Raw genomic sequence first — 17,142 nt, forward strand, 5'->3', positions numbered from 1 at the left:
TTTAAGCTTCTCTTTTTATTATACTTGTCATCATAGGTATTTTTATCCAATTAGGTAAAAGAATAGAAATAAACCAACTCATTGGGTTTATAACTATAAAAGCTTTTCGTTTAAACATTTTTTTTATTGAATACTTAGCAACCTTTTTTGGATCTAACAAGGTTAATTTACCTAAAAAGCCTTGTTTTTTTATTCTTGCAGTAATTTCTGGATTTGTTTTCATAGCTCCAGGGTTTATAACACTAACAGAAACATTAGTGTTTTTTAGCTCTTCTGAAAGACCTAATGAAAATGAGTGAACAAAAGCTTTTGAAGCAGGATAAACTGTTTTATAACCTAGAGGGGAAAAAGCAGCAATGCTTGATACATTTAAAATATATGATTTTTTTTGCTCTTTTAAATTAGGAAGTAATTGATGTGTAAGTATTGTTATTGCTTTTATATTGACTTGAATTATATTATTAATATAATTAAGAGAAACGTCTTCTATTTTTTTTGTTCCACCAGTACCAGCATTATTAATTAGAATATTAATAGCGTATTTTTCCTTTAAATAACTAGTTAATGATTTAAGGTTAGCATCTGAAGAAAAATCAGTTTCATAATAGGCTACTTTAACATTGTAGTATGTTTCAATTAGGTTAGCCAGTTTATTTAAATTTTGTTTAGGAAGACTAATTAAAATGAGATTGTGTTTTCTTTTGGCCAATTCTAATGCAAAAGCTTTTCCTAACCCTTGACTTGCTCCTGTAATAACTGCAAACGTATTATCTGTATATTCTTTCATTTGTCTTTTTTAAAATATGTAAACAAAATTAGAACAAGAGATGATTTAAAATGCCCTTGTTTATAAATGAGGACAGGAATTCAAACCACTTGCAATCAATGATTTAAACACTCGTATTGTTCTGTTTTATAAACTAGAACTTTGTTTTTTAAATTCCGAAGGTGTTTGATTTGTAAGCTTTTTAAATGTAGTATTAAAAGCAGTTTTAGAACTAAAACCAGACTCAAATGCAATACCTAATATAGATAGTTTTTCAGAAGATTTATCCATTAATAATTTTTTAGCTTTTTCTATACGATAACTATTGATAAACTGATAGAAATTTTGATTAAATCCATTATTAATAACATATGATAATTGGTGCGATGTTATTTGCATTTCTTCCGCTAAAGAAGCCAAATTAATGTTGTTATCTAAATACAAATGTTTAGTTTTCATCAAAGCATTTAATTTAGCTTTTAATATAACAAGCTCTTTGTCTTTAATAATTTTTCGTTTATTAGTATCAATTTCATCATCATCATCATTCTCTATAGCAATAATATCTTCACGGTGTTTTTGGTTAGTCGGAAAAATTTCTTTTTGTTTTAAGGAGTTGTAAGTCATAAACAAGACAACACCTAACGTAATAATGTTTAGGTATAGGTTTAAGGGTAGTCCAATATAAACAAGGTTAAAAACACTTATAATTAAAACTAGAACCATAATTACAAGAATAATATTTTCTAACCATTTCAAATTAATTTCATCAGTATTAGATGAAAACAAAGTTATTTTTCGCTGATGAATACGAAGTCTTAAAAACGATTTTGTAGTAAATATAATCGCATTAACAAGTATTAATGTTACTAATAAAAACTGATAATTAATAATCGAGATGTAATCATAAATAATTGCAATTAAATAAACTATTGGTATAATAAATACAGTGCTGTCTTTAAACGTAAAACTATAATTAGGATTAGAAAAAAACAAAACACTGATATATAGTAGTATAGGGGTGAAAAATTGTATAAATGAAATTACTAAGTTAAAAAAATGACCAAAAGGTTCTGCCTTTGTTAGCAAAACAATTTCTTCTAACCAAAAACTAGACCATAAAAATAAAGTTATCCCAAACCAAATATTAGCTTTTTTATTTACTCTCAATGGGTTTGAAAGCATGATAAAAGAAAGTAGTATTAATGAAGAAAAAACAAGTATTTGAATAAAATAGATAAGCAATTAATTTTGTTTTTCACAAATATAAGTTCTTATCTTTAATTTAATAGGGTCTAACACTTAAGTTTTTTTATTAATTAACCGTAGTATTACTTAGACTTTTTTAGTTGGTAATAATTCCTCAGGAAAAGGGAATAAAATTGTTAAGTTTTTCTCTGCGGCAATATATGTATTTACCAAATCTAAATTTAATACAGACCCTATTACCGATTGGTACTGCCATTTGCCAAATGGCTATCCTTCTGATAATTAAAAAACTAAATAATATATTCGGATTAAAAGTTCGCTTTTTTGTACTAAAGAATAAAGCTACAGTTGTGTCTGCTTTTTAATAGCGTATCTGTTTAGAGAGTTTTCTAGTTTCTGAATCATTCTTTTTCTAAGTTTTTCAGGTTTTAACACTTCTATACTATCACCAAAGCCCAAAATTAAACGTTCCAATTCATAATTAGGAATAACTAAAATATTAAAGATAGCACCGTCATCTGTATATTTTATCAATCGTTGAGATTTATGAAAAGGTTTCGTGAGTACATAAGGAGTATTTGCTTTATCTACCCAAAAAGCAATACGCTGTGGTTTCGTATTTGAAACTGTGACACCTACAACATCTTTATAATAAACATCACCATTAATTGCTTTGTCTATATAGGTTGTGTTTTCAACTTCCGCTACAGAATTTATACGATCTAAAGCTAAGGTTGTTTCTTTACCCTTTACGAGTGCTAATAAAAACCATCTATTATTAAACTCCTTTAATAATTGTGGGTGCAAGGTTATTGTACTGGCTTTTTCTGCTTTAAACGACTGATAATTTACTTTTAATACTTTTTTTTGCTGTATGGCATTGTATAAAGGATCTATAAATAACAAGCCTTTAAGTTGCTCATTTTTATCTAGATGAATGATAGCTCTATTATTTTTTTGAGAAGAATATACCGAATCTTCTAAACGTTGTAGCACTCCATCCATTTCTTTGAATAAAGAAAAGTCTTTAAACTGACGTAATACTTGAATGGCATCATTCATCACCTTTACATCGTTTTCAGTCACAGGAATATTCATAATAGAATATCCTTCTTCTGCATAACGGTAATATTTTCGTTGATAGACTTCAATCGGAGCATTATACCCTAATTTATCACTACGCATCAATTGAATATCTAACTGAACCGTTCTCTTACTCACATAAATATCTTTTCCTTCGTATTCGTATAAGGCATCAGAACAAGCATCAATTAAATCATTCAAAGTCCAAGTACGCATTGTGTTTCGAAGGCATTGATCAATTGTTTTGTATCGAATTAGGGCATTTTTATTAGAAGCCATTTTATAATTTTTTAGTAAAAATGATAAATTCTTTTTTGGTACGCAAAAAGATTGCGTAATACAATAAAATATTTGCAGTGTGATTAAGAAAAAGAAGTCGTTTAAGTGGGAAAATTGCTATGAACATAAAAATATTTAAACCGCAGAAAAATGAAAAAACTAAAAAATGAATATAGAAATCAAGATGAAGCTTTACCAAAAGCTATTATTTGTGATTTAGACGGAACTTTATCTTTGATACATAACAGAAGTCCTTTTGATGGAAGTAGGTGTGAACAAGATTTACCTAATGTGCCTATCGTTAATTTAGTAAAGAATTACCAACAATTAGGATATAAAATACTTCTTTTATCAGGTAGAGAAGCTAAATATCAACCAGAAACAGAGTCTTGGTTAAAAAAACATGAAATAGCTTATGACACACTATGGATGCGTAAATCAAAAGATAATAGGAAAGATGCGATTATTAAAGAAGAGGTATTTAAAAGAAAAATAGAGCATAAGTATTTTATTGAGTTTGTTTTAGATGATAGAAATCAAGTGGTTGATTTATGGAGAAAGGAATTAAAACTTCCTTGTTTACAAGTGTTTTATGGTGATTTTTAAAAAATCAAGAACAATTAATTAAAAAATAATGGAAAGAAAAATAACTCAAAAGTTAAAACAAAAGGCATATCAGCTTTTGGTAGATAAAATTGACATAGAAGTTTTTGAAAGCTTTTTATACAAACTGGTAGAAAATAACGAATTCAATAGTAAAGATTTACTATTTGACTTTATAAATATTAATTATAAATCTAATGATTATAGAAGAAGGTTATTAAACCTTATAAAAGATAACAGCTCTGAGAAAGAACTATTAAGTTTAGAAGTGTATTCTTTATGTTTGACACTATCAAGGTCTAATGAAAATGAGGTTGTTTTAAGTGCAATTAATTCATTATCAGGTTTAAATTCACAAACTGAATATCAATACGATATATTATTTGAATTTTATATGTTAAATGACAATATTTTAGGGGATGGTTTCTATTATTATTCATTAACAAATGAGCAGGTAATAGATAGAGCAAAATTATTTTCAGAAAAAGTCATTTCAAAATTTAATTCATTCAAAGAAAATGAAGATTGGTATGGATTTTTAAATTGCGAAATAGAAGTAAAAAATGATGATAAGGTATTAAAACAAAATAATGTTATAAAAGAAGTAAAACTAGATGAAAACAAAAGTTTAATAAGAAAGAGTATCGATTTATTTAAACAAGCTTTAGGAGTAGATTAAACTAGTAATACTTAATTTAAAATCAATCTAATAGGTAAAACCAACTAAAAATATCATATTTGCAGCAGTTCATTGAAATGGCTTGGTAATTTTATGAGATATGTAAGGCAATAGTGTTTTACATAATTTATAAAATATGATACTAATGAATTGGAAAATTCAAAAATTAAATAATGGAGAAACCATTATTTCAAAAGAGCCAGGTAATTCTATGTTGCCTATTTTAAAATCTAAACAACCAGTAAAACTAAAACCAATAAACTGGGAAGATTGTAAGGTTGGTGATATTGTGTATTGCAAAGTTCGTGGAAACTGTTTTACGCACCTTGTAAAAGGAAAAAACAATAAAAGAGGGTTACAAATAGGAAACAATCATGGAAGAATAAACGGATGGACTAAGAATGTATATGGAATAGTAGTAGAGATATTACCAATGCCATAGGCATTTTAAGAAAGAAAAAAAAAGAGAATGAAGGTTCTCCATATTTTATAAATTAATTAAACGAAATTTAACCTATGCCAATGCAATTTATACACATATCGGACGCTCAAAAGCGATTTTTATGGAGTTATCAATAAGGTTATTGTAGTATAAAATCACTAAAAGCGTCCAAATTATATAATTTGGACGCTTTTTTTTATAAAAAACTTCAAGTCTTTGAAAGTTACATGTAAAATGCTACATAGCTTACAACCAACAGGTTACTAGTCTGAAGAAATTCGGATAAGATACTTATATCTTTATTTTAGTGTAAGTGTTTGATTTTAAGTAAAATAAAACCGTTTTAAACTTGTGTAATTCAAAAAAGGCTCACATCTTTGCACCAGTAATTTTTATACGGAGCGCAGTTCAAGTATAAACATACTCAACAACAAAATAATAATTTTTAAAAACGAAGTAAGCATGTTCAAATATCAATTAAACATAAGTACAGTAAAAGAACCAGGTTCTTTTGTACACATGCTTCGCGATTTTCTTCATACATAGAAATAATAATAACCTGTATATAAAAAATCCGAAGCCTCAATAACGTTTCGGATTTTTTATGCTACACATTTCCGTATAGTTTTCAATTTCCGAAGCTAAGAGAAAAATATTGATACAAAGCACTAATTAGAAAATTGGTGCCCAACCTTATAATGTCTCAACATGGGAAATAAACTAAAAGGAAAAGATCTAATCAAATTAGGCTTTCCAAAAAACAATAGTATAAATATTGCCTTAGGGCAAATTAACCGATATAGAAAAAAAGAAAAGAAAGAACGCATTTTAGAAGAAGCAAAAAATGTATTGCTTTATCCAGAAAAATATCAAGGAAATGCTATTTGGGGTAAAGTTGCTGAAGGTTTAACCAAGCCTGTTGAAATTAAAATGCATGAATTACGAAATACAAGAGCTCCGTTTTCTATTTATGGAGAAAATGAAATTGATGAGCAAGCTAAGTTTCAGTTGTACGATGCTTTAAAATTACCAATTGCGGTACAAGGAGCTTTAATGCCTGATGCACATTCAGGGTACGGATTACCCATAGGTGGCGTGCTTGCTACTGAAAATGCAGTAATTCCGTATGGGGTAGGAGTAGATATTGGCTGTAGAATGGCATTGAGTATTTTTCCGATGAAAGCTTCTTATTTAAAAGGGAAGCAACATCAATTAGAAAATATCTTGAAAGAACATACCAAGTTTGGAATGTATGAAACACATGATAAAAAACAAGACCATGAAATTTTTGAACGGAATGAGTTCCAAGACATCCCCTTACTAAAACGGTTAAAAGTAAAAGCATATAATCAATTAGGAACTTCTGGAGGTGGAAATCACTTTGTGGAGTTCGGAATGGTAACTATAACAGATGAACACAATGAATTTAATGTGCCTGTAGGAGAGTATGTGGGATTGTTAACGCATAGCGGATCACGTGGGTTGGGAGCAAACATTGCAAAACACTATACCTATTTAGCGAGTAAACAATGTCCGTTACCTAAAAACGTACAACATTTAGCATGGTTAGATTTAGATACGCATGACGGACAAGAATATTGGCTAGCAATGAATTTAGCAGGTGATTATGCCAAAGCATGTCATGATAATATTCACAAACGAATAGCGAAATTACTAGGTGTAAAATCTTTAGCAATCATTGAAAACCATCACAATTTTGCGTGGAAAGAACAAGTAAACGGAATTGAGCGTATTGTACATAGAAAAGGAGCAACACCCGCTAATAAAGGAGCATTGGGTATAATTCCAGGTTCTATGACTGCACCAGGATACATTGTTCGAGGTTTAGGAAACCAAAATAGTTTACAATCAGCATCACACGGAGCAGGAAGAAAACATTCAAGAAGGAAGTGTAAAGAGAAATTTACCAAAAGTGATATTAAACATCAGTTAAAAATGAATGAAGTTACGCTTATTGGAGGTGGAGTAGATGAAGCACCTATGGCGTATAAAAATATCAAAAAAGTAATGGCTAATCAACAAGAGTTAGTTGAAGTATTAGGGACTTTTACACCGAAAATTGTACGAATGGATAAATAAGAGAATCGTTATTCTGAAAGAGATAACAACTGAAGCAATCTGTTTACCGATTAACAGATTGCTTTGTTTCACTCGTAATGACAGGAATAGAAAATTAAAATGGACATAAAAATAATACAATTTACAGCGGGGCGTGGACCTTCGGAATGCTGCTGGGTAGTAGCAAAAGTGCTAAAAGCATTTATAAAATCTGTAGTAGAACATAAGATAACGTATGACATTCTTCATAAAGAAAATGGAATAGAGAATGGAACCATACAATCAGTAAGTATTCAACTCAAAGGAAATAACCTGTCTTTATTTTTAAAAGATTGGTTGGGTACTATTCAATGGATAGGTAAATCAACCTTTAGAAAATACCATAAACGGAAAAACTGGTTTATAGGTTGTTTTGAATTGGAATATAATAATGAGTTAACCATACAAGAAAAAGACATCGAGTTTCAGGCAATTAGAAGTTCTGGACCTGGTGGACAACATGTAAATAAAGTAAGTTCTGCTGTACGAGCAAAACATAGCACAACAGGAATTCAAGTATTGGTTTCAGAAAGTCGTTCACAGCATCAGAATAAAAAAATAGCTGTACAACGTTTAAAAACCTTGATAGGAAATCATAATATAAATCAATTACAAAACACCATAAAAAAAGAATGGGAAAACCATTTAGACTTAGAAAGAGGAAATCCAGTAAAAGTATTTGTTGGAACTGATTTTAAAGTTAAAAAGAACAAAAAAAGATTTAAAACAACGCGTAATCAATTAAAAAGTGAGTTGCGTAAACAATTATAATAAGATGAAAACATTAGCAAACAATTACATATTTAAAGCATTAGATGCTTTTCCTTATGAATTAGAAGAAACAATGGAGGCATTAACATACGCTTTGGCGTATGAAGAAAAAAATGTAGTAGCGTTGTGCTTAATGGGACGCATTTATGCAGAGCACCTAGGTGATTTTGAAAAAGCAAAACTGTATTATACAGAGGCTTTAGCAGAAAATATGTATGCTTTTAACGTATATCCACATTACATCAATGTGTTATTATGGAATGAAGACTATGAGGAAGCTGAACGATTCATTGATTTCGCATTAACCGTAAAAGGTTCCGATAAAGCTATTTTATATACTGGTAAAGCCCAATTATATGAACAGAAAGAAGCGTATAAAAAATCATTACAAACTTTAAAACTTGCTAAGAAACACACGTATAATAGTGACTATATGCGAACTGTAAGAGAACATATAGAACGTGTAGAGGATAAACTTCCTAAGAAAAAGAAGAAAAAAATTAAGAAAAATCAAAAATAATTTTTAGTACGCAAAAACATTGCGCAATACAGTGTAATATTTGCAGCGTAATTATGAAAAAGATGTTTGCTGTGAGATAAAAATTGCTATGAAAAGCCTCATTATAACAAAGGGTATAATGAGGTAGTTATAAAAGTTCATTTACATATTATAAATAAAAATATCAAGCAAGTCTTGTTGCGTGTTTCTGTATAGCACCATTGTATACACTCTTACAGTATTTGTATTAGAATTGTATATGCAACTAGTCTTGAAGGTTTTGATTATTCACCAAAAAATAATCGCACTCTATGTACGCAGGTTCGAATCCTGCCATAATGAAAGTTATGTAGCTAAGTCCGGTTAAAGCAATAGAGAAAATTCGTGTGGGTTCGAATCCCACTATCCGAAAGGGTATGGCGGAATGGTAGACGCGCTAGATTTAAGCTCTAGTGAATTCAGACCTGTCACGTCTGTTTTTTTGCACAGGTTCGAGTCCTGTCAAAACTTCTAAAGGGAGTTTTGTAGCTCAGTTGGTAGAGCACTACGCTGTTAACGTAGATTATTTAGGAAAGCTCATCATCTTGTAAAACTGATGAACCTAAAGTGTTGAATGTTTAATGAGTTTTTAAATAAACACTTATAAACGTACTTTGAAATAATAACCATTACATAAACAATGTATTGAAATTTAGTATGTCAGTTATAGTATCAATTAGTATAACCCATGTAGTAAACAACAATACAAAAGCTATGTAATCTTATTATTTCCGTGGGCTTATAAGCATTAACATTCAGTACTTTTTACAAAAACAAACAAATTTCTCTATGGTGAGAAAAACAACGTATAAACAATTAAAAACAAAAAGATTATGAAAAGAATAACAATTAATCAAGGAAAAGTAGGATTAGTATTTAAAAAAGGAGATTACATAAAGGTAATTAAAGCGGGTACACATTGGTTAGGGTTTAATCAAACAATGGCAGTATACGATTTAACAAAAGATTTTTATATATCAGTAGCTTTAGAAGTGTTGTTACAAGACGCAACTTTAGCAGCAATGTTAGAGATTGTTGAAGTACAAGACAATGAGTTAGTTTTCATGTACGAAAATAATAACTTTAAAAGAGTTTTAAATGCTGGAAGACATGTTTTCTGGAAAGGGTTTATTACTAGAACCTTTCAAAGAATAGATATAAGCAAGATTGAGATTACTGAAAAAGTTGATGCCTCTTTATTCAATAATTATGAGGTAAACAAATATGTTAGAACTTTTGAAGTTGCTGCCTACGAAAAAGCGGTGTTGTTAGTGAATGATACCTACCAAAAAACATTGGTAGGAGGGACGTATAGGTTTTGGAAAAATGAAACAACTATTAAAATAGCGAAAGTAGACAACAGACAATTACAATTAGAAATTGCAGGTCAGGAATTGTTAACTAAAGACAAAGCAAATGTTAGAATTAACTTTTATACGCAGTACAAAGTAACTGATATTGAAAAAGCGTTATTGGCTAACAAAGACTATGAAAAACAATTATATGTAAACATGCAGTTAGCATTGAGAAAATATGTAGGGCACTACACATTAGATGAATTATTAGCTAACAAAGAAGATGTGTCAAAAGCAGTTTTTGAAGAAACAAAAGCGAATGCTGAAAAATTAGGTGTAGTAATTCAAGGTTGCGGAATTAGAGATGTTATTTTACCAGGAGAAATGAAAGAAATCATGAATCAGGTATTGGTAGCACAAAAGAAAGCCCAAGCTAATATTATTACCAGAAGAGAAGAAACAGCCTCAACGAGAAGCTTATTAAATACTGCTAAATTAATGGAAGACAACGAAATGTTGTTTAAGTTAAAAGAAATGGAGTATGTAGAAAAAATTGCTGATAAGATTGGAGAAATTACAGTTACTGGAAACGGAAATGTAATTAAACAGTTAAGGGAAATATTTGTAGCTAATAAATAATTACATTGACAAAATTAGAATTTTAGAAGTTAGGTATAAAAAACATATAATTTGTTTATATCTAAAACCTAACTTCTAAATTCTTTTACTTTTAAATAGTTTTTAGACGAAGATATAAGAATTATATTTAACATAATATTTAAAAATATAATTCAAAAAGTTTAGACAAAATAAGCTGTGGATTTCAACAAGTTTATAGTCGTAACAAATATTTTCTTAATTTTACATATTTCAGACAAACAGAATGTTTATATGTTTCAGAAACTTCAACGAATATTAAACACTTATAAAAAAGATTGTTACAGGTTATCTACATGTGGATATGAATAAAATTACAGTGTCGTAAAATGACTGTAACAAATTTGTAGATACTATAAAACATACCTACAATTAAATAAAAAACACTTCGTCATTCTATTTACATAATTCAAAATGTATTATAATTAATATTATGTAAAATAGAAATTAGATTATTTAACCATTAATACCTTGAGAAATTTCTTCTTGCAATAAATTGTTTTAACCAAAATGTGTAAGTCTGATACCAAAATGTATAAGTATTGTAGGATAATACGGCTATAAATTTGCATTGTAATTAATTCTATAGCTGTACAGTTGCTATAAGCAGAATCTAGAGCAAAAAAGTATAACAGATAACACAATATCGACTAAAAAATAAAAACGATGAACAATTTAAAAGCAGGAAAAAATAGTGTGACATTCACGTCATTTGGAGTAGAATTAGCAGGAGATCTTTACCTACCTAAAGGATTTGATTCAAACAAGAAGTACAAAGCCATAGTAAGTGCTAGTCCGTTTCCACAAGTTAAAGGACAGATTATGGCAACCTATGGACCAGAAATGGCAAAAAGAGGGTTTGTTTTTTTGGGATTTGATTATTTAGGAATGGGAGATTCTCCAGCATTACCAGGAGAATATAAAAAATCTAGATACATGTTTAGATTAATAGAAAATACTTGGGATGCAGTATCTTATCTCGGTACACTTCCTTTTATAGAAGAGATTGAAGGACTAGGTGTTTGTCAGGGTGGTTCTATCATTGCATCAGCAGCAGTTACAGACCATAGAATTAAGAAAATAGCAATGGTTTCTGGTATGATGGCAGCAGATGGTTTTCAATGGTTAGGTAGAGAAGTTACAGATCCTATGATTGCAGCTGCTAATGATTCTATGCAAAAACAGTACGAAACTAGAGAACCTGATTATTATGCTCCATTTGGATTAGATGATGAAATGACTAAAGAAGAGTTTGTTACTACTGCCGCTTACCCAGTAATGGCAGAAGAAACGTATAATTACTATGGAAAAAACGGTGAAAAAGGCCCTGGAACTGTTAAAAATGCTTCAAACATACATATTGCAGACCAAGCCATGCAGTCTTTAATTTCTATTGGAGAGGCTTATGCAGATAAAATTGTACAACCAAGTTTAGTAATATATAGTACCAATGCATCTACTGCCCCCTGCTCTACCCAATTTATAGCAAAACTTACTAATGATAACACAACATTAGCATTTGATGAGTTTACTCATGTAGATTTTTATTATAAGCCTGAAGCTGTAAAAGCATCAACAGATGCTGTAGCAGAATTTTTTAATAAATAATTTAGATAGAATTTTTACAAGTATTAAACTCCTAATCGATTAATAACGTCTTAAGCTTTTCAATATGAAAATACAAGAACTAGAAATACTAGTGAAAGGACAGAAAGTACATCAAATTAAATGTGGTAATCATCGTTTTATTGATATCACTATCGTCGCAATTGAAGGACGTTTTTTTGTACGTCAGTATAAGTTCGGAAAACGAAGCTGGCATCATGCTTTTTTAAAGCATCCTGAAGGTACTATGAAAACTGGTAACACAGTTGTAGATATTGATGGTGTTATTCCTACGGATTTAGAAGAAATAAACCCTAAAGTAAATAAAGCATATCTAAAATTATTAGGATTGATTTATCCAGTAATGCGATTGACTTTTGACACAAAAAAACATGAAGCGTCTACTTTAGAACTTATTCCCAAAAGTCTATGAAAAATAGTATACAAAAAATTATAAAAAAAATGTTGATTACCCTCTTATCACTTATTGGTATTTTGATAGTTGCTTACGTTTTGATTGTCAAATTTTATCCTTCTTTCGGTGGCGACGTCACAAAAAAAGATTACCAATCTTATACTAGTTCTAAACAATACGAAAATGGCAAATTCCGTAATAAGGATGCAAACGTTCCGCAAAATTTAGGGTTTAATGATATGGTAAAATTATCTTGGAAATTCTTTACTACCAAAGTTAAAAACGGAAGACCAAAGCAAGACTTACACGTTCAAAAAATAGATTCGATAAATGTTGCTGATTATAAAGGTGACACACGCTTCATTTGGTATGGGCATTCGGCTTTCTTAATGCAAACACAAGGAAAAAACATTCTAATTGACCCAATGTTTGGTAAAGTAGCTGCACCAATGAGCTTTTTAGGCGAAAATCGTTTTAATAAAGAGATACCTCTAGAAATTGAGAAATTACCTAAAATAGATGCTGTAGTCATTTCCCACGACCATTACGATCATTTAGATTATGAAAGTATTGAAAAGCTAAAATCAAAAGTAGAACACTATTTTGTTCCACTAGCCGTTGGAGTGCATTTAAAAGCTTGGGGAATTTGCGAAGAAAAAATTACGGAACTTGATTGGTGGGGAGAAACAACATATAAAGGTTTGCAATTTATCTGTACACCATCTCAACATTTCTCTGGTAGAAAAATGAATAATCATCAGAGTACTTTATGGAGTTCATGGATAATCAAAACACCAACTGATAACATCTTTTTTAGTGGAGATAGTGGTTATGGTGAACACTTTACAGAAATCGGCAACAAATATGGACCATTCGATTTTGCAATGCTAGAATGCGGACAGTACGATGAGCAATGGCAAGACATACATATGCTTCCAGAGCAAACTGCGCAAGCAGGCGTAGATTTACAAGCAAAAAAAATAATGCCAATTCATTGGGCAGGTTTTAAACTGGCATTACACTCTTGGACAGACCCAATTGAACGTGTTACTAAAAAAGCAAATGAACTAAACATACCTTTGGTAGCACCAAGAATTGGCCAAACATTTACCATAAATAATATCGAAAACAGTGATTCCAGCTGGTGGAATGAATATTAATAATAAATCGTAGATTTACAAAGTACAGAAATCATGAAAATGTCAAGTCTTAACTTCAATTCCATAACAGAATTCCACGACCATTTTAGTTTAAAAATGCCTGAAAATCCTTTATTTAGTATTATCCATACTGAATTAGAAGAAGATGAATATGAGAGTTGTGAAGCTTATGCTTTTGACGAACCTGTAGAAATAAATTGCCAGTTTTATGGTATCAGCCTAAAGAACATTATTTCAGGGGAACTCTCTTATGGACGTACTAAATATGATTGTACTAAAGGAACAATGTTGTTTACAGCGCCAAACCAAACTTTAATATTTAAAGATTTGGTGTTTAGTTCAGAGAGTTATCATATAGCATTTCATAAAAATTATATACAAAGCCTTGATATTTATGAAAAAATCAAGACCTATAATTTCTTTAATTACAATGTAAACGAAGCACTTCATCTATCACCTAAAGAAGAAGAGATAGTAAAAAATATTTTCAAGAGTATTAAAGCCGAATATTATAATAATCATGATGAGTTTAGCAAAGAAATCATTATTTCTCAATTAGAAACTTTATTAAAGTATGCTGATAGATTTTACAAAAGACAGTTTTTAAATAGAACTGATAATAACAAGATTTTAATTACCAAATTTAAAGATATATTAAACACCTATTTTGAACAAAACTTATTTGCTGAAGAGGGAATCCCTACTTTAGATTGGATGGCTACACAATTAAATGTAAGTCATCGTTATATGAGTGACACTATAAAAGCTGAGACAGGAAAGACAGCTGTAGATCAAATCAATTTATTTTTAGTTGATGAAGCTAAAAGTTTATTGTTGAATCCAAATTTTTCAATATCTGAAACGGCATATAAGCTGGGATTTGAATATCCTCAATATTTCACTAGAGTTTTTAAAAAAAAGGTAGGAATGAGCCCAAAAGAATATATAAAAAAGTATTCTTCTTTGAATTAGATTTTAACTAATTGTTTCCATTCCATACATATTTTTGTCACTACTTTATTCTAACGAAAAAGAGTCACCCTCCTCTCCTATTTAATATAATCTATTATCATAGCTTGAAATGATTATATGTAGAGGGATTAATTTCACATATTATTAACGAGTGTAAAGCCTATTATTCTTATTTTCGCCTTATGCAAAAACAATTATTCTTCCTAATAGCAATAGTATTTAGTATATCATCTATTCAGGCACAAGACAAATTAAAAGGGCAAATAATAGATTCAGAATCTAAAAAACCTTTAAGTGCGGCTCATATTTTAAATCTTAATAGCGTAGTAGGTACTATTACTAATGAAAATGGGCTCTTTGACCTTGTTGCTCAAGCAAACGATACCGTTCTAGTTTCTTATTTAGGTTATGCTTCTATTAAACTAAAAGTTACTAATGATCTTTTAAAAGGAAATGAAGTTGTTATATCTTTAGAGGAAAAGCCAGAAGAGGTAAAAGAAGTTGTAATTAAGTCAACTGAACTAATTGGTGTTTTAGAGGTAGATATAAAACAAGTTCCAAAAGATCGTTTTACTAGAATACATATTAATGGATTGCCACAAACGTATGAAGTTGGAAGGCCTCAAAAAATTTCCTCTCCTATTGCTAAACTCTTAAATCCGGTTGATTTGGTATATAACCTATTCGGAAGCAAACCTAAACAGCTTAAAAAATTAAAGAAGCTTAAAAAAGAAGACGATTTGCGTAAAATGTTAGCTGGTAAATTTGATCGTGAAGTTATGATGGAATATCTTGAAATGGATAGGGCTGAGTTAAATAAGCTATTATCTGACTGTAACTATTCTGAATACTTTATAAAAAAAGCCAGTGATCTACAATTAATTGAAGCTGTTTTAAATTGTTACGAAAACTATAAAACAGTAAAAAAAGGTAAAATAGAAAGAAACAGAATACCTGATAAAAATTAATTTTTTTGTAAAAAAAATAGGGTAAGTGATATTTTATATGTTATATTGTTTATAAATTAATATATAATTACTTTAAATAATGAAAAAAATCATATTACTATCCTTTATGTTTACAATTCTTTTAAGTTGTAGTAAAGATGATAAACTAGCTGAACCAGTAGATGAAGTTAAACTAAACAATAAAGTAAATAATTTTGTATGGAAAGCCATGAACTCATGGTACAATTGGCAAGAAGATATTCCTAATTTAGCAGATAGTAAAGATGATAATATAAATGAGTATTATACTTACTTAAACTCATACGGTACTCCAAACGATTTATTTAAAAGCTTACTGTATAAATATCAAGAAGTAGATAAGTTCTCTTGGTTTATTGAAGACTATATTGAACAAGAAAAGGCTTTTCAAGGTACTAGTACTAGTTTTGGCTTTAGACCTACGTCCATAAAAATTAATGATACCAATATTATCTTATTAGTAACTAAAGTATCTGAGAATTCACCAGCTTCAGAAAAAGGATTAAAAAGAGGTGATATTATAATTGGTATAGATGGTCAAAAATTTACTACAACCAACTTCGATGCACTTATAAAAAATTACTATAATGAAACTGCCGAATTTATTTTAGGTGAAAATGATGGAGTTACTGAAAAATCAAAAATAACTTTAACTAAAAGAGAAGTTAATGATAATGCTATACAGCTAGCTAAAATTTTTAATAATATAAATGGTAAAAAAGTAGGTTACTTAGTTTACAATGGGTTTAGGTCATCTTACGATAAAGAACTTAATAATGCCTTTGCTAATTTTAAAGCAGAAGGAATACAAGAGTTAATATTAGACTTTAGATACAATGGAGGTGGCTCTGTATTAACTTGTGGATACTTAGCCAGTATGATTTACGGTGAAGGAGCTGCAGAGCAAGATGTTTTTGCTAAAACTATTTATAACAAAAAACATACTGACAGAAGCTTTTTATTACCTTTTTTAAATGGTATTTTTCAGTATGACTCTGATGGAAATTACTTAGAAGGTCAAGATATTCCTTTAAATAGACTCACAGGGCTTTCTAAAATTTATGTTATAACTTCAAGTAATACAGCTTCTGCTAGTGAAATGATAATAAATGGCTTAAGACCTTATATTGATGTGGTTACTGTTGGTAAAACTACCTATGGTAAAAATGTTGGATCTATTACGTTATATGATTCTCCAACTACAGATTACACCGATAAAAGCAAAGCTAATACTACTCACAAAATGGCTATGCAACCTATTACTTTCCAAATATTTAACAAGTTAAATCAAAGTGATTATGTTAACGGTTTTGCTGCAGATATAGATATTAATGAATTTGCCAGTTGGGATAATTTTTTACCATTTGGAAATGAAAACGAAATTTTATTAAAATCTGTTTTAGATAACATAAAAGGTATAGCTTCAAAAGCTCAAAAACCTTCCAATATACAGGTGATAGATAATTTACAAAAAAATCGTTTTGAACAAGAAATGTATTATGAAAGTGATTTTTTAAAAAATATTAATCATCTTAATCTTTAAACGAAAAAAGCAGCAAAATTT

The 17,142-nt window shown here is 29.6% G+C and carries 16 protein-coding genes; 13 read left to right on the forward strand and 3 right to left on the reverse strand.

What is annotated here, in order from left to right; genetic code table 11:
- Nucleotide 1 precedes the first annotated feature (1 nt).
- The 3 genes from AC3VJB_RS04455 to AC3VJB_RS04465 form a co-directional block, all read right to left on the reverse strand.
- Nucleotides 2-787, reverse strand: coding sequence for an SDR family NAD(P)-dependent oxidoreductase (locus AC3VJB_RS04455; protein ID WP_047788792.1), 786 nt, complete (start codon nt 785-787; stop codon nt 2-4).
- 126 nt (nt 788-913) lie between these two features.
- Nucleotides 914-1,936, reverse strand: coding sequence for a helix-turn-helix domain-containing protein (locus AC3VJB_RS04460; RefSeq protein WP_349264792.1), 1,023 nt, complete (start codon nt 1,934-1,936; stop codon nt 914-916).
- 381 nt (nt 1,937-2,317) lie between these two features.
- Nucleotides 2,318-3,337, reverse strand: coding sequence for a helix-turn-helix transcriptional regulator (locus AC3VJB_RS04465; RefSeq protein WP_437824678.1), 1,020 nt, complete (start codon nt 3,335-3,337; stop codon nt 2,318-2,320).
- A gap of 150 nt (nt 3,338-3,487) precedes the next feature.
- Between AC3VJB_RS04465 and AC3VJB_RS04470 the strand changes: the two genes are divergently transcribed.
- The 13 genes from AC3VJB_RS04470 (at nt 3,488) to AC3VJB_RS04530 (ending at nt 17,121) form a co-directional block, all read left to right on the forward strand.
- Nucleotides 3,488-3,943, forward strand: coding sequence for a phosphatase domain-containing protein (locus AC3VJB_RS04470; protein WP_125064364.1), 456 nt, complete (start codon nt 3,488-3,490; stop codon nt 3,941-3,943).
- Between the two features lie 28 nt (nt 3,944-3,971).
- A complete protein-coding gene (locus AC3VJB_RS04475) occupies nt 3,972-4,619 on the forward strand; it encodes a hypothetical protein (RefSeq protein ID WP_073184004.1) in 648 nt (215 codons plus the stop codon).
- A 145-nt stretch (nt 4,620-4,764) separates the two neighbouring features.
- Nucleotides 4,765-5,061: a S26 family signal peptidase gene (locus AC3VJB_RS04480; RefSeq protein ID WP_208857159.1), complete on the forward strand. Its 297-nt coding sequence runs from the start codon at nt 4,765-4,767 to the stop codon at nt 5,059-5,061.
- A gap of 708 nt (nt 5,062-5,769) precedes the next feature.
- Entirely contained in the window at nt 5,770-7,161 is a 1,392-nt protein-coding gene (locus tag AC3VJB_RS04485; protein WP_497666807.1) for an RtcB family protein, read from the forward strand.
- A gap of 99 nt (nt 7,162-7,260) precedes the next feature.
- Nucleotides 7,261-7,950 carry a peptide chain release factor H gene (prfH, locus tag AC3VJB_RS04490; protein WP_497666808.1) on the forward strand — a complete coding sequence of 230 codons (690 nt, stop codon included), beginning with the start codon at nt 7,261-7,263 and terminating at the stop codon, nt 7,948-7,950.
- Nucleotides 7,951-7,954: 4 nt separating this feature from the next.
- Nucleotides 7,955-8,470, forward strand: coding sequence for a tetratricopeptide repeat protein (locus tag AC3VJB_RS04495; protein WP_394421044.1), 516 nt, complete (start codon nt 7,955-7,957; stop codon nt 8,468-8,470).
- Nucleotides 8,471-9,321: 851 nt separating this feature from the next.
- Complete coding sequence (locus AC3VJB_RS04500; RefSeq protein ID WP_167713815.1) at nt 9,322-10,422, forward strand: slipin family protein; 1,101 nt, start codon at nt 9,322-9,324, stop codon at nt 10,420-10,422.
- Between the two features lie 684 nt (nt 10,423-11,106).
- Nucleotides 11,107-12,048, forward strand: a complete 942-nt coding sequence (locus tag AC3VJB_RS04505) for an alpha/beta hydrolase (protein ID WP_497666809.1) — start codon at nt 11,107-11,109, stop codon at nt 12,046-12,048.
- Nucleotides 12,049-12,112: 64 nt separating this feature from the next.
- Nucleotides 12,113-12,478 carry a hypothetical protein gene (locus AC3VJB_RS04510; RefSeq protein WP_497666810.1) on the forward strand — a complete coding sequence of 122 codons (366 nt, stop codon included), beginning with the start codon at nt 12,113-12,115 and terminating at the stop codon, nt 12,476-12,478.
- A 29-nt stretch (nt 12,479-12,507) separates the two neighbouring features.
- Nucleotides 12,508-13,620 (forward strand): MBL fold metallo-hydrolase, encoded by a 1,113-nt coding sequence (locus tag AC3VJB_RS04515; RefSeq protein ID WP_497666811.1) that lies wholly within the window; start codon nt 12,508-12,510, stop codon nt 13,618-13,620.
- A gap of 39 nt (nt 13,621-13,659) precedes the next feature.
- Nucleotides 13,660-14,592, forward strand: coding sequence for a helix-turn-helix domain-containing protein (locus AC3VJB_RS04520; RefSeq protein ID WP_281979255.1), 933 nt, complete (start codon nt 13,660-13,662; stop codon nt 14,590-14,592).
- Between the two features lie 182 nt (nt 14,593-14,774).
- The gene (locus tag AC3VJB_RS04525) at nt 14,775-15,560 is read left to right on the forward strand and encodes a carboxypeptidase-like regulatory domain-containing protein (protein ID WP_159614974.1); all 786 of its coding nucleotides are present in this window, start codon (nt 14,775-14,777) and stop codon (nt 15,558-15,560) included.
- 79 nt (nt 15,561-15,639) lie between these two features.
- Nucleotides 15,640-17,121 carry a GFO_1087 family putative carboxy terminal peptidase gene (locus AC3VJB_RS04530; protein ID WP_167713803.1) on the forward strand — a complete coding sequence of 494 codons (1,482 nt, stop codon included), beginning with the start codon at nt 15,640-15,642 and terminating at the stop codon, nt 17,119-17,121.
- Nucleotides 17,122-17,142: the final 21 nt, after the last annotated feature.

The sequence above is a fragment of the Tenacibaculum sp. TB-53 genome, from assembly GCF_059716285.2.

Excerpts from the sequence above, each read along its gene's own strand:
- AC3VJB_RS04500 (WP_167713815.1), top strand. The coding sequence starts at position 9,322 with ATGAAAAGAATAACAATTAATCAAGGAAAAGTAGGATTAGTATTTAAA.
- AC3VJB_RS04455 (WP_047788792.1), bottom strand. The coding sequence starts at position 787 with ATGAAAGAATATACAGATAATACGTTTGCAGTTATTACAGGAGCAAGT.
- AC3VJB_RS04465 (WP_437824678.1), bottom strand. The coding sequence starts at position 3,337 with ATGGCTTCTAATAAAAATGCCCTAATTCGATACAAAACAATTGATCAA.
- AC3VJB_RS04515 (WP_497666811.1), top strand. The coding sequence starts at position 12,508 with ATGTTGATTACCCTCTTATCACTTATTGGTATTTTGATAGTTGCTTAC.
- AC3VJB_RS04470 (WP_125064364.1), top strand. The coding sequence starts at position 3,488 with ATGAAAAAACTAAAAAATGAATATAGAAATCAAGATGAAGCTTTACCA.
- AC3VJB_RS04475 (WP_073184004.1), top strand. The coding sequence starts at position 3,972 with ATGGAAAGAAAAATAACTCAAAAGTTAAAACAAAAGGCATATCAGCTT.
- AC3VJB_RS04505 (WP_497666809.1), top strand. The coding sequence starts at position 11,107 with ATGAACAATTTAAAAGCAGGAAAAAATAGTGTGACATTCACGTCATTT.
- AC3VJB_RS04485 (WP_497666807.1), top strand. The coding sequence starts at position 5,770 with ATGGGAAATAAACTAAAAGGAAAAGATCTAATCAAATTAGGCTTTCCA.
- prfH (WP_497666808.1), top strand. The coding sequence starts at position 7,261 with ATGGACATAAAAATAATACAATTTACAGCGGGGCGTGGACCTTCGGAA.
- AC3VJB_RS04525 (WP_159614974.1), top strand. The coding sequence starts at position 14,775 with ATGCAAAAACAATTATTCTTCCTAATAGCAATAGTATTTAGTATATCA.
- AC3VJB_RS04530 (WP_167713803.1), top strand. The coding sequence starts at position 15,640 with ATGAAAAAAATCATATTACTATCCTTTATGTTTACAATTCTTTTAAGT.
- AC3VJB_RS04480 (WP_208857159.1), top strand. The coding sequence starts at position 4,765 with ATGAATTGGAAAATTCAAAAATTAAATAATGGAGAAACCATTATTTCA.
- AC3VJB_RS04510 (WP_497666810.1), top strand. The coding sequence starts at position 12,113 with ATGAAAATACAAGAACTAGAAATACTAGTGAAAGGACAGAAAGTACAT.
- AC3VJB_RS04520 (WP_281979255.1), top strand. The coding sequence starts at position 13,660 with ATGTCAAGTCTTAACTTCAATTCCATAACAGAATTCCACGACCATTTT.
- AC3VJB_RS04495 (WP_394421044.1), top strand. The coding sequence starts at position 7,955 with ATGAAAACATTAGCAAACAATTACATATTTAAAGCATTAGATGCTTTT.